This window comes from Ferdinandcohnia salidurans (assembly GCF_042680725.1).
Lineage (GTDB): Bacteria > Bacillota > Bacilli > Bacillales > Bacillaceae_L > Ferdinandcohnia > Ferdinandcohnia salidurans.
The window spans coordinates 39,453-51,407 of record NZ_JBHUEK010000010.1 but is presented as its reverse complement, the minus strand read 5'-3'; the positions used below and the strand labels follow the sequence as shown (position 1 = coordinate 51,407).

The following is an 11,955-nucleotide window of genomic DNA, read 5'->3' as shown; positions in this document are numbered from 1 at the left end:
CATTCCTCCTTTTACGAATAACTTCCTGGTCCAGTTAAAACCAATCCAACTCCATTTTCAGTTTCCTCTTTGTCTAACGTTAAGACTTCCGTTCCAGTTACACTTGGATCAAAGGCTACTTTGATTCCTTTAATCGTTTGAACACGGTCAAACTCATGTTGCTCATCTACCGCTAAAGCGATTTGCGGTCCATGTTCGTCGCTTGGAACTGTGTAAAGACGAATTCCCACAGCACCTGATTTTTCTAATAATTGCTTCGCCTCGTCTGTTATGTACATCTTTTCTCCTCCTATCCATCCATACATTCATTATAAACCTTATCTTTATTAGACCCAACCCTATTGGGACGTTTTTGCCTCCGAATCATCTTTTTCGAAACCGCAAGATAAGTACAGGTGGAATCTCAAGCCAATCAAATTTATCAGTCTCTTTTTGGAAGCTTGGTTCTTCCATACCATCCAACACAAAATTAGCTTCAAAAAATAGATTGTGATAATAAAACGATAAGTGTTACCCCATAATTTTACAATACATGTTAAAATAACCATTAGCAACGAGTAAATCCTAGTGAGAAAGGGGTTATGAGTGGATGGAACTTCGAGGAGCAAGTGCATACGACCATGAGGACTTTTTGTCAAATTATATAAAGCGGAGAGGCAGAAAGGATAGTCCCAATAATGCAATCGAAGGCCCGATTATTTATAAGTACATAAAGTTAAGGAAATGAGGAATGGTTATGATAATCGAACCGTTAGTAGCAGAAGATTTAGATTTAGTGGCAAAGTTATTCGATGATTATCGATCATTTTATAATCAACAAAGCAATATTCAGGCTGCAAAACAATTTTTAAAAGCACGTCTTTTAAAAGAAGAGTCGATTATATTTGTCGCAAAAATTGACGGCCAGTGTGTGGGTTTTACGCAATTGTATCCAACATTTTCGTCGGTTGCGATGAAACGAGCATTTATTTTAAATGATTTATACGTTACTGAAAACTATCGTAGACATGGAATAGCAGAAAAATTAATAGAACGAGCATTTGATTTTGCAAAACAACACGATGCTAGATTTATTGCATTAGAAACAGGCGTGTCAAATAAAAAAGCGCAAGCTCTATATGAAAAAGTTGGGATGGCAGTAGAAAATGATGTCAAACACTATATCTATTATTGGTGATGGGACACAGGGACAGGTACTGTCCCACTTTATTGGCAAACTCCTAATGGGTTGTTGTCTGGGTCGTAGAAGGTAAAGAATCTTGTTGTTCCTTCTCCTCCGATTGGGTTTACTTTCACATTCTTTTCAAGTAAGAATTTGTGAGTTTCTTCAATGTCTTCGGGGATGAAGTTATAATATTTTCCGACTCCGAAGTTATTTTCCGGAAACGCCATTGGTTGATGATTGAAGGTTCGAACTAGACATACGACAGTCTGCGCCTGTTCAGAAATCTTCATAACCGCAGCTTCTTCCTCAATGTATAACAATTTAAAGCCAAGTATTTCTTCATACCATTTTGCGGATACACCAGGGTCTTTGACTGGGATAAATACGCCTTCCATCCCTTTTATAATTGGTTTTGTCATATAGTACTTTACCTCCTTTTATCACTTACAAAGCTATTTCGTAAATACGCGAACTCGCTCCCCATGGATGATAGCCTGTACCAATATGGTTGAACCCGTATTTTTCATATAAACCAATGTGGTCTGTGCAAAGATATAAGTTTGAAAAGCCTCCAGCTTTCGCATCATGTTTAGCTCGTTCTAATAGAAGTGACCCATAATTATTACCTCTATACTCTTCTTCGATGTATACTGCACACACCCAAGGATAAAGGTCCATTCGGCTTATAAAATCATTTGTAATAAGGCCTGCACAGCCAATTATTTTTTCTCCATTCATCAAAAGATACCATTGTGGCAAGGGGTTAGGACTCGTAACACAGTGTTCAATACAATCTTCATATACCTTCATGCTTTGTTCACTAGCCCATTTGCTTTGAATATAGGTTATGGCACTTTTCATATGTTCTGGATTTTCTTTAATGGAGATTATTTTCATTTTCCGCATCCTCCAGTTATAGAATAACTAAATTTGTTATATTTCAAGGGATTTATATATTTCACCAATAATCCCCTCCATTTGGTGAACACCTAATTCAGCGTTTGTCATGATCACCGCACCTGACTCTCTTTGCGGAAATGCCACCATCATACATTGAAACCCTACTCCCCAACCAAGTGAGGAAATTTCAAGTTCTGTTTCTTGCCCGTTTAAAGACACTCCCAATCCGCACCACTTCTTATCTCTTTGAGGGATTATCATTTCCTTTGCTTTACTTTCGGAAATACCAATTTTACTATCACCTTTTAAAGCATTTATTAATTCAAGAAGTAAACGAGTTAAGTCTGTAGTGGTTGTCCATAATCCTGAAGCGGCAAAGTAGGGATATATCGGATATGTTTCATCCACAATTTCACCATTTTTGTTATGTCCACTAGAAATGTTTTCACTTACTAGATCTGTGACTTTCGAAACAAATAAGCTATTTTCCATATTTAATGGTTCAAATAAAAGTTCGTTCACAACCTCGTCAAATGGCATTTTAGTAACGTCTTCTATTAGCTGCTGAATAATACAAAAGCCTGCATCCGAATAATGAAATTCACTCTCAGGTTCATATTTTACTTCAATTGGTTCGTTGCAATAGGGTGTTCTTCCCTCTAACAGGTCAACCATTGAAGGTATACCTATGACCATTTTCAGTTCAGTAAAACTATGTTTAGGGTCGACAATTCCCGATTGATGGCTTAGTAAGTTTCGTAATGTAACCTTTTTATTTTTCGTATATTCATTTTCAGGTACTTTCCAAGATTCTAGCTTTCTGTTAACATCTTCATCTAAATCAAGGAGTCCCTGTTCGGTAAGATTTATAACTAGCATTCCTGTTAGAAACTTACTAATTGAACAAGAGTTAAAGATCGAATTTTCGGCTACATTTTTAGTGGTCCCTGCTTGTAAGACACCATGGTTCTCTATTGTACTGATTTGACCTTTTTCAATTAACGCAATGCTCAAACCCGGTACATGATAATGTTCCATAAGCTCTAGAATGTTACAATTTTTTAATTTCATAAATAGCTCCGTTTCTATTGCTAATTCTGCTTTTCACCACTATTTTGTTTGTATATTTTTTTAAGTGTGGAGTTAATATTATTTAAAGCTAGTAATATAAACCCTAACATGATAAAAGTTACTATTTCACCAGTAAAAAAGGATACCACTCCTAAAACTATAAAGTAAAAGCTATACCACAAATTATTCATTTTCATATTCACTCCTGTATAAAAAGCCTTCTTTAAAAATATAATCAATTGTTCGCATTCGGGTTCCTTTCAACAACTCTTTCTATTAAATCTTCAATAGTCCCAATACACTTTTCCACTTCTGGTAAATGATAAAACGTACTTGTTGTTTCAAAATGATTTATTTGATCATCCGGTGAATAAAGATAGATTTTCTTACCTTGTCCAAGTGCTATTCCAAGTTCAATGTGGCTGCCTTTTCCTGCTGGAAATAGGACGATAAGAAAATCCGATTCTATTACTGCATTTTTCTCTTGGATCCCAATAGCTTTTAAATCATCGAAGGTCGAAGCCCTTTCATTTTTAGTCCAATCATATGTATGTATAAACCCTCTTTTTACTAATTGTTGTGAAACATAACGAACTGTTTCTATGTTCTTAAAACTTGATGCAACATAAAACTTTTTCATAGTTCCCCCTGTTTTTTGCTTTTATTACCTATTCTCCGATTCGTTTAGAGAATCCTTCTGGTTCCTAGCATTTTTTTCCATAAAATAAAAAAGAGCACAACTTGAATAAAATCAAATTGCGCTCCTTGTTTTATACGTATCTTTTTCCTTGCTTCTAACAGAAATGACGACTGTAATGAGTGATAAGATAATGAAGATTCCGCCTGCAAACGGGTTTACTGTAACTGAAAGTGTATCAACAATTCCTGCTCCAATCACGGAACCGACAGCCACACCTAAGTGAAGGGCTGAGTTATTCAAGCTTTGCTGAATTTCCGATGATTCAGGGGCTATTTCGATCAGATAGGATTGCATGGCCGGTGATATCGCCCAACTGAGAATTCCCCAAACAATTAAGAGGATGAAAAACACGAGATAGAAGTCTGCTGAATATGGAAATACAAAGAATAAAGCACTAAAAATGACTAGTGAAATAACCATTGTTTTTCGTGAGCCCAATAAATCTGCCAAGACACCGCCAAGACCTCCACCACTTACTGCTGCAAAACCGAAAATGAAATAGATGACACTAATCCAAGTCGCGTTAAAATCAGTGGTTGCTTCTAAATAAGGTTTAAAATAGGCATACATGATCGTATGACCTGTCATGTACAGAAAAGTCGTTGTCAGTCCTAATGTAATTTTGTGATTTTTCAATGTTGCAAGCTGTTTTCTTAATGGTATTTGAGGTTTCGGTTGCACTCTGCTCATTAATAGATGAACGCCAATGATGGATAATCCCGTCAAAACCGTAATGAGAACGAAGGGTGCTCTCCAGCCAAAACTATTACCCATAATAAGGCCGATCGGTACCCCTAAAACTAAAGAAGCACTTACTCCCATGGAGACAATTCCAATGGCTCTGCCTTTATACTGTTCTCCTACTAAGCTAGGCGCCATAACCAAACACAAAATAATTAGTAAGGCTCCACTCAGCGCTAGAATAATTCTTCCTATAAACAGAATTGAAAAAGTCGGTGCAAGTACGGTAACGATACAACCGATGAAAAAGATATATAAGCATACTAAGGTAAGCCGTTTTCTTTCTACTTTAGCTGTCATGACAAGTAAAATAGGTGAGGCCACTGCAAAAATGACAGCAAACACTGTAATCAGCAAACCAACTTGGCCGATACTTACATCTAAATCCTCTGCAATTAAATCCAAAATGCCGCTGATGATTAGCTCAACTAACCCAATGATAAAGGATATGATCATTAAAAAATAAATACGTTTATCCATGTTGTCTTCCTTCCTATTGATGTCCCAAACTCTATAGTATCTGTTGATGAAGTCTTACTCAAGAAAATTTGCTCCAATTATAGTATTTGATTTCGCCCAATTAACAATTAGCTTAAAATTTTCCTAATGGTTTGAGGTTTTTACCTAGGTGGGATTTAATCAGTAGGCATATATGATTTCATGCGGGAACTTTCTTACTAAGAGGGGATTCCGACAAGCGGTGCGTGTCCGAATCTGTGCCGGATTCTGACATCTTTCGGAATTCCATAGGCGTTTGTGTCCGAATCTGTGCCGCATTCCGACAGCTTTAAGGATTCCTTGGTCAGACGTGTCCCAATCAGTGCTGGATTCTGACAACCCTCAGAATTCCATAGGGTTTGTGTCAGAATCTGTGCCGCATTCCGACAACTTTCAGGTTTCATGGGCTTTCGTGTCCAAATCAAAGCCGCATTCTGACAGTTTTCAGGATTCCATTGGGCTTTCGTGTCCAAATCAAAGCCGCATTCCGACAGCTTTCAGGTTTCCATGGGCTTTCGTGTCCAAATCATGGCCGTATTCCGACAACTTTCAGGTTTCCATGGGCTTTCGTGTCCAAATCAAAGCCGCATTCCGACAGCTTTCAGGATTTCAAGAGGCTTCCTGTCCGAATGGGTTTAGGATTCCGATTACTCTTGTGATTATAAACACATTTGAATCCAAATCACTGTTGGCCATCAGTGTTACTAAGTTTATTCCAAAAAGACAAACCTTCAAAAAGAAACAAAAAAGTGCGGTAACCCTGCTTAGGTCAACGCACCAGTAATTCAATGGGAACTGTGAGGGATCTTACGGAAGGTACCTTATCTTTTCTTGAATAGATGTTCTTTCTTTTGCATCTTTAATCTCATCAGGATATCCGACACCAAATGCTCCAATGACATCATACCCCTCTGGAACTCCTAAAATATCACGGTTTCTTTGAACATTTGCCATTGATGACCAGAATGTACCTACGCCTTCTGCCCAAGCGGCTAAAAGGAAATTCTGCACAAAACACGAAGTTGCAATCGCATTTTCGTACGTCTCAACTTCTGATGCACCATGTCTTGATAAAACAATGAGAACAACTGGTGCATTAAAGAAATTCGTCTTATGATTTAGCTTCTCCCTTGTCTCTGGACCAATCACATACACTTCCCAAGGCTCGGTCATTCGATGGTTCGGAGCCATTGAACCCGCTTGTAACCAATTATGGATTTTCTCCATTTCAATTTGATCCTGTTTAAAACTCTTTATATTACGACGTGTATTAATTACCTCTACTATACTCAAATTATTTCCTCCCGTGTTATGAGAATCTATTTACACTTCATTATAAATATTCATGTTTCGAATGATTTTCTCTCTCAATTTGTTCAAATCGCTGAGTTCGTTGGACAGGATGTGAAAAGCCTCTTCATTTTTTTCATCAAGAGATACATCAAGCTTATATTCTAGATAGTTTAATTTTAAATCAAGGTCTATAAACGAGCAGAAAATATTTTCAAAATAATATTTTTCAAAGTCATGAATGTTTATGTATACTTGGAATTTGTCATCAAAATCAATGAGTACGTACCAACCAAGGCTGTCAACAAATTTTCGATCTGGAGTAATGGTTAATATCGTTCCTTTTTTAACTTCTATTTTTTTCAATCCTTCACAATTTGTGCAAGGACATTCCACTTCGATAACACTGGTTTTTAATAATACAAAGCGATGCTTCAAGACATTCACCTTCCCTAAACCCATTTTCATTTAGGTGGAGGAACTAGCGCTTCATTATGGTTTAATTATGGGGAGATAATTAAAAAGGGGATTTCACGTCGTTCCTCCGAATTCAAATGAGAATGTATCTCAAATAACACTATAAATGAAAATGATTCTCATTGTCAAATGATATGTGGAGAAGATGAAAAGATGATACTTTATTCCTGCAAAAAAGCACAAAGAGGAAAACCCTTTGTGCCCGTATATCTACTTCCATATGTCTTACTTAATTAGCTACACTAGGTTTTACTTGGTTTACAGGTTTTGCTTGTTTCCTCCAGAATAAGGTTAAAATAATCCCGAAGGCAAGTATCACTGTTGCAAAGTAGTAAGGATAATTGATGTCGATATCGAATAGCATACCGCCTAGAATAGGCCCACTAACGTTTGCTAAACTTGTGAACATCGAGTTCATTCCACCAGCCCATCCCTGTTCATTCCCTGCGTTATTTGAAAGATAGGAAGTAACAGCTGGTCGGAATAAATCAAACCCAACAAACAGTATAAATGTAACGAGCAATATTGCGAAATAGGAATGAACGACGGTCATTAGGAAGACAAGTAAGCCTGACAAGATTAAACTATAACGAATGAGTTTAATTTCACCCCAAATCCGTGTTAACCGATCAAATAAAAGAACTTGAGACACTGCACCAAATATGGCACCACCGGTAATCACAATGGCGATATCAGCTGGTGTAAATTGAAATTTGTGGTCCACAAATAAACTAAAGAACGACTCAAAAGCTGCTAAACCAAACGAAGCAATAAAAATTAAAATAAACGCTATGAAATATTTTGGAGCAAACATCCGTTTAAACCCAACTTGTTCTTCCGATGGTTGTTCATGATTTTCTGTTTGACGTTCGGGTTCAGATAATAAAATGATCGAAAGAATCGCCGCTATCGTACCAAGTCCCCCTGCAAAAAAGAAAGGAATTCGCGTTCCCAATTCTGCAAGAAAACCACCTATACCTGGACCGATAATAAATCCTGTGCTTATGGCCGCAGACATATAACCGAGTGCTTTCGGCCGAGTCTCCAAAGTCGTAATATCCGCAATAAAGGCTGTAACGGCTGGCATGATGAATGCAGCACTAATTCCACCAAAAATACGCGAAATGAATAAAATCTCGATTTCTTTCCCAATCCCAAATAAGAATTCTGAGAAACCAAAAATAAATAAGCCAATGACAATCATGATTTTTCTTCCAAATTTATCAACAGCCTTACCTGCAAATGGTGAGGCAATCAATTGAGCAATCGCGAACACAGCGGTTAAATAGCCGACTGTTGTACCGGTTAAACCTAATTCATTCATTAACGTTGGTAATACAGGAATGACAAGGCCAATTCCCAAAAAGGCAATGAATAAATTCATTAATAACAACCATAAGGTAACTTTATATGTTTTCATCAATTTCACACTCCTTAACAAAACAAATACCATAAGACCTTCATTTGTTTACAGAATATATCGTAGTGTATATAGTTACTATATAGTCAAGGATGGTGATGTAAAAAATGAATGAAAAAAATGTAAAGTATTTAACGACTGGTGAATTCGCAAAGCTTTGCAAGGTTAACAAACAGACTCTTTTTTACTACGATCAGATTGGTTTATTGTCTCCAGTATATAAAAATGAAAAAGGATACCGATTTTATTCCATTAACCAAATGGAGTTATTTTATGTAATTGATTTATTAAAAGATCTAGATATGTCGCTACACGACATTCAACAATATACACAAAATAAATCCCCTGAAAGCTTTTTACGTTTAATGTATCAAAAAAAGGAAGAGATCGTGAAAAAGCGACAAGAGATTGAAATGAAGGAAAAACTGATTGAGGCAAAAATAGCCTTAATGGAAGATGCCACCCAAATTAACTTTGACCAAATTACGCTTGAACACTTACCCGAAGCCACACTTTATCTAAGTAGAAACATTGAAAATATATCGGATGAAGAATTTGTAGAAGTCATCTCTGAATTTATTGATGAATTAAATGAATCGCAACTTGACACAGGCTACCCTATAGGTGGAATAACCAAACGGGAGCAAGTATTAAAGGGAGAATTCTCTAAATATAGCTACTTATATATGGAACAACCTAATCCCAAGGAAGGATATCCATATTTTCAAGCTGTAAAAGGTGATTTCCTTATTGGGTATCATATCGGTGATGATAAAACAATACATAAAACATATAAGCGACTTCTTTCAGAAATGGAACGATTAAATCTAACCTTAGGAAATCATGTTTTTGAGGAGTATGTTTACGATACGGTTGTAACGAATCAAAAAGAAGAATATGTAACCAAGATTATGGTACAGGTGAATAAAAATAAAAAATAAGTTTGGACCAACCCTTTTTGTTCAAACAGTGGAGTTGAGTATATGGAAGCCATTTTACATGGGATCATCTTAGCATTCGGTCTAATTTTACCTTTAGGTGTACAAAATGTATTTGTTTTTTCACAAGGAGCAACACAGCCAAAACTACTGCGGGCGTTTCCTGCAACCATTACAGCTGGTTTGTGCGATACTCTGTTAATCCTATTAGCTGTGTTTGGTTTATCGGCTATCGTTCTACAATTCGAATGGTTGCGGATTAGTCTGATGAGTGCTGGGATTTTGTTTTTACTTTATATGGGATATGCGATTTGGCGGTCTGCACCGATAGCAAATGAAACGAATAAAGCATTGCCCATCCGGCAACAAATCATCTTTGCTTTATCCGTTTCATTGTTAAATCCGCATGCCATTTTAGATATCGTCGGGGTGATTGGGACAAGTGCATTAAAATATGTTGGAACTGAACAAATACTATTTACCGTTTCTTGTATTCTCGTATCTTGGATCTGGTTCTTTGGGTTAATGTTGGCAGGTGCGGTTATGAAAAAATTAGATGGAACTGGAGTATTAATGAAGATGTTTAACAAATGCTCTGCCATCTTTATTTGGGGGACAGCTATTTATCTTTTAATGGGTCTGGTGTGAGTACTAATTTGAGTTTAATAGAGATGAAAAAGCCATATAATGAATTCACTTATATGGTCGAATGTATCGTGTATTAAGTTTTCATTCATCTAAGAAAAAAATCACTTACCATTTAGTTTACGTTACAAGGCATACGGCTCATATGGTATACATAGATAGCGTTCAATGAACTGAGCTAATCCATCATTTTGGTGGTGCCCTGTAACAAAATCAGCTGCTGCTTTTACATCATAATCTGCATTCCCCATTGCCACACCAGTACCGACATGACGAAGCATTTCGATATCATTTGGTCCATCACCAATGGCTACGACTTCTTTTGGGTTAATTCGATATGCATGAATTAAGCTTTTTATAGCAGACCATTTCGAAACTTTAGGAGCAACTAACTCAAATCCATCATTCCAATCAATGACTTCTGCTTCCTTTTTAAAAATAGAAGATAACTCTGGACTTGCTGTACCTGTTCGAACACTATATTTAAGTACATCTTGATATTGAGCCTGTCTTAAATCTCCAATATATGTTGGCGGAGTTTGCCCAACTTTTGTCCAATAATCGATTTCATCATTTATTTCCTTACAATAAAGCCCATTTGCTGTATGAACGATAACATTACAAGGTCTATCAGCAGTCAGATGGTGAAATCGCTCTTCATTTATGCTGACGGTTCTCTTTTGTAACGCTCTTCCCGTCAATGCATCATGAATAGAAGCGCCATTCAAACAGATCATGGGTGTTCGTAATCCGATTTCTTTATGGTAGGGCGCCGTTACTTCATAGTGTCGACCAGTCGCTAGAAATACCTTTACTCCCTGATTAATCAACCTATAAATAGCTTCTAAATTTCGTTGGGAAATGGTGTTTGAAGCGGTTAGTAATGTACCATCCATATCAATAAATAATGCACGCACATTCATTTATAATGCCTCCTCATTCGTTGATAAACCAATCATATCATCTGAATATTAAAGCCAAGTAAACGTTGTGTACAGATAACATGAAGTTTACCGCGAAAAGTGAGGCTAGTCCAAATCCTTTCAGGCTTACTTCACCCGTGAATGCCTTTTATCGGCAGCACTTAATACAAATAAAGTAGCAATACCCCAGATAATACCTTGGATAATAATAGTTATCACATTACCTATAGGGGTTAAAAGTGATAATAGAAATAATAATAATGGACTGATTACGATAATAGACATTCCGATCATGAATGCTTTTTTCTCGGGTAGTGCTTTAATCTTAGCTATCATTTATTTCACCCCGTTTTCGTTAAATTACGCTCTTTCTTTACCTTTTTTCCTTTTATCCAATACATGAGCAATTGCACCAAATATATTCTCAAGAATTGTATAAATCGCTTCCATCAAGACTTCCCCTTTAATTCATTCTACATGTGTATACGGAATTAAAATGAGAAGGTTTCAAAATACTGGAACTCCATATAAAAAAGGTGCTAATGAGCGCACCTTTATAGAAACTTAATCAAGTATTTTGATTTCTTTGATTGGCCAGACTACAAGGTTTGTAGTTCCAACTACACTATCTATTGGAATCGCCCCAATGTGACGACTGTCCATACTATTTCGGCGGTTATCTCCCATAACAAACAAATGTCCTTCTGGAACTACATCACTCCCCACTGGAGTTTCCCGTAATGTGAACGAATTTGTTAATGGACCATCGATTAGCTCTTCTTTACTATTTTCTAAATAAGGCTCATCGTACGGTATTCCATTAATGTACAATGTATCATCTTTATACTCGATGCGATCTCCTGGCAAACCAATCACTCTTTTAATATAGTCTTTTTCCTCAGTTGCGTGAAATACGACAACATCAAATCTTTTCGGTTCACCTATTTTTGTAACAATCATTCGATTTTGGTCGTGCAAAGTAGGCTGCATCGAGGCGCCTTCAACAATCGCTGGGGTAAAGAAAAACACACGAATAATAAAAGCTATTAAGAGTGCAATAAAAAGGGCTTTAATCCATTCCCAAAACTCACTTCTAGTATCTATCACATTTTCACCTTCCTACATACTCTCCATCGTATTTCGCCTTTATTCCTGGTATTAAGAATACTTTGGAAATCTATTTAATT

General features: G+C 36.7%; 15 protein-coding genes. 3 read left to right on the top strand and 12 right to left on the bottom strand.

Annotated features, from left to right (window positions below):
* Positions 1-11 precede the first annotated feature (11 nt).
* Complete coding sequence (locus ACFSFW_RS07425; protein ID WP_388036709.1) at positions 12-278, bottom strand: adhesin; 267 nt, start codon at positions 276-278, stop codon at positions 12-14.
* 458 nt (positions 279-736) lie between these two features.
* On the opposite strand from ACFSFW_RS07425, the gene ACFSFW_RS07420 reads away from it, so the two are divergent.
* Entirely contained in the window at positions 737-1,177 is a 441-nt protein-coding gene (locus ACFSFW_RS07420; protein ID WP_388036706.1) for a GNAT family N-acetyltransferase, read from the top strand.
* Positions 1,178-1,206: 29 nt separating this feature from the next.
* On the opposite strand, the gene ACFSFW_RS07415 is transcribed toward ACFSFW_RS07420, so the two are convergent.
* The 8 genes from ACFSFW_RS07415 to norA form a co-directional block, all read right to left on the bottom strand.
* On the bottom strand, positions 1,207-1,584 hold the full coding sequence (locus ACFSFW_RS07415; protein WP_388036703.1) for a VOC family protein: 378 nt from the start codon (positions 1,582-1,584) through the stop codon (positions 1,207-1,209).
* A 25-nt stretch (positions 1,585-1,609) separates the two neighbouring features.
* Positions 1,610-2,062 (bottom strand): GNAT family N-acetyltransferase, encoded by a 453-nt coding sequence (locus ACFSFW_RS07410; protein ID WP_388036701.1) that lies wholly within the window; start codon positions 2,060-2,062, stop codon positions 1,610-1,612.
* Positions 2,063-2,098: 36 nt separating this feature from the next.
* Entirely contained in the window at positions 2,099-3,136 is a 1,038-nt protein-coding gene (locus tag ACFSFW_RS07405; protein ID WP_388036698.1) for a serine hydrolase domain-containing protein, read from the bottom strand.
* 235 nt (positions 3,137-3,371) lie between these two features.
* Positions 3,372-3,776: a TIR domain-containing protein gene (locus ACFSFW_RS07400; protein WP_304216362.1), complete on the bottom strand. Its 405-nt coding sequence runs from the start codon at positions 3,774-3,776 to the stop codon at positions 3,372-3,374.
* A gap of 111 nt (positions 3,777-3,887) precedes the next feature.
* On the bottom strand, positions 3,888-5,057 hold the full coding sequence (locus tag ACFSFW_RS07395; protein WP_388036695.1) for an MFS transporter: 1,170 nt from the start codon (positions 5,055-5,057) through the stop codon (positions 3,888-3,890).
* 825 nt (positions 5,058-5,882) lie between these two features.
* Positions 5,883-6,368: a nitroreductase family protein gene (locus tag ACFSFW_RS07390; protein WP_388036693.1), complete on the bottom strand. Its 486-nt coding sequence runs from the start codon at positions 6,366-6,368 to the stop codon at positions 5,883-5,885.
* 30 nt (positions 6,369-6,398) lie between these two features.
* Positions 6,399-6,803 (bottom strand): hypothetical protein, encoded by a 405-nt coding sequence (locus ACFSFW_RS07385; RefSeq protein WP_388036690.1) that lies wholly within the window; start codon positions 6,801-6,803, stop codon positions 6,399-6,401.
* Between the two features lie 268 nt (positions 6,804-7,071).
* A complete protein-coding gene (norA, locus tag ACFSFW_RS07380; RefSeq protein ID WP_388036687.1) occupies positions 7,072-8,262 on the bottom strand; it encodes a multidrug efflux MFS transporter NorA in 1,191 nt (396 codons plus the stop codon).
* Positions 8,263-8,369: 107 nt separating this feature from the next.
* On the opposite strand from norA, the gene ACFSFW_RS07375 reads away from it, so the two are divergent.
* Both ACFSFW_RS07375 and ACFSFW_RS07370 read left to right on the top strand, forming a co-directional pair.
* Positions 8,370-9,203 (top strand): MerR family transcriptional regulator, encoded by an 834-nt coding sequence (locus ACFSFW_RS07375; RefSeq protein ID WP_388036683.1) that lies wholly within the window; start codon positions 8,370-8,372, stop codon positions 9,201-9,203.
* Positions 9,204-9,245: 42 nt separating this feature from the next.
* Positions 9,246-9,848: a LysE/ArgO family amino acid transporter gene (locus tag ACFSFW_RS07370; protein ID WP_388036680.1), complete on the top strand. Its 603-nt coding sequence runs from the start codon at positions 9,246-9,248 to the stop codon at positions 9,846-9,848.
* Positions 9,849-9,970: 122 nt separating this feature from the next.
* On the opposite strand, the gene ACFSFW_RS07365 is transcribed toward ACFSFW_RS07370, so the two are convergent.
* From ACFSFW_RS07365 to lepB, 3 genes are all read right to left on the bottom strand, one after another.
* Entirely contained in the window at positions 9,971-10,768 is a 798-nt protein-coding gene (locus tag ACFSFW_RS07365) for an HAD family hydrolase (RefSeq protein ID WP_388036677.1), read from the bottom strand.
* 126 nt (positions 10,769-10,894) lie between these two features.
* Positions 10,895-11,104 carry a hypothetical protein gene (locus ACFSFW_RS07360; protein ID WP_304216346.1) on the bottom strand — a complete coding sequence of 70 codons (210 nt, stop codon included), beginning with the start codon at positions 11,102-11,104 and terminating at the stop codon, positions 10,895-10,897.
* A gap of 228 nt (positions 11,105-11,332) precedes the next feature.
* A complete protein-coding gene (lepB, locus tag ACFSFW_RS07355; RefSeq protein WP_388036674.1) occupies positions 11,333-11,875 on the bottom strand; it encodes a signal peptidase I in 543 nt (180 codons plus the stop codon).
* Positions 11,876-11,955 lie beyond the last annotated feature (80 nt).

Coding starts and splice junctions, on each gene's coding strand:
- ACFSFW_RS07400 (WP_304216362.1), bottom strand. CDS start 3,776: ATGAAAAAGTTTTATGTTGCATCAAGTTTTAAGAACATAGAAACAGTT.
- ACFSFW_RS07405 (WP_388036698.1), bottom strand. CDS start 3,136: ATGAAATTAAAAAATTGTAACATTCTAGAGCTTATGGAACATTATCAT.
- ACFSFW_RS07415 (WP_388036703.1), bottom strand. CDS start 1,584: ATGACAAAACCAATTATAAAAGGGATGGAAGGCGTATTTATCCCAGTC.
- ACFSFW_RS07420 (WP_388036706.1), top strand. CDS start 737: ATGATAATCGAACCGTTAGTAGCAGAAGATTTAGATTTAGTGGCAAAG.
- ACFSFW_RS07395 (WP_388036695.1), bottom strand. CDS start 5,057: ATGGATAAACGTATTTATTTTTTAATGATCATATCCTTTATCATTGGG.
- ACFSFW_RS07375 (WP_388036683.1), top strand. CDS start 8,370: ATGAATGAAAAAAATGTAAAGTATTTAACGACTGGTGAATTCGCAAAG.
- ACFSFW_RS07425 (WP_388036709.1), bottom strand. CDS start 278: ATGTACATAACAGACGAGGCGAAGCAATTATTAGAAAAATCAGGTGCT.
- ACFSFW_RS07360 (WP_304216346.1), bottom strand. CDS start 11,104: ATGATAGCTAAGATTAAAGCACTACCCGAGAAAAAAGCATTCATGATC.
- ACFSFW_RS07410 (WP_388036701.1), bottom strand. CDS start 2,062: ATGAAAATAATCTCCATTAAAGAAAATCCAGAACATATGAAAAGTGCC.
- ACFSFW_RS07370 (WP_388036680.1), top strand. CDS start 9,246: ATGGAAGCCATTTTACATGGGATCATCTTAGCATTCGGTCTAATTTTA.
- ACFSFW_RS07365 (WP_388036677.1), bottom strand. CDS start 10,768: ATGAATGTGCGTGCATTATTTATTGATATGGATGGTACATTACTAACC.
- norA (WP_388036687.1), bottom strand. CDS start 8,262: ATGAAAACATATAAAGTTACCTTATGGTTGTTATTAATGAATTTATTC.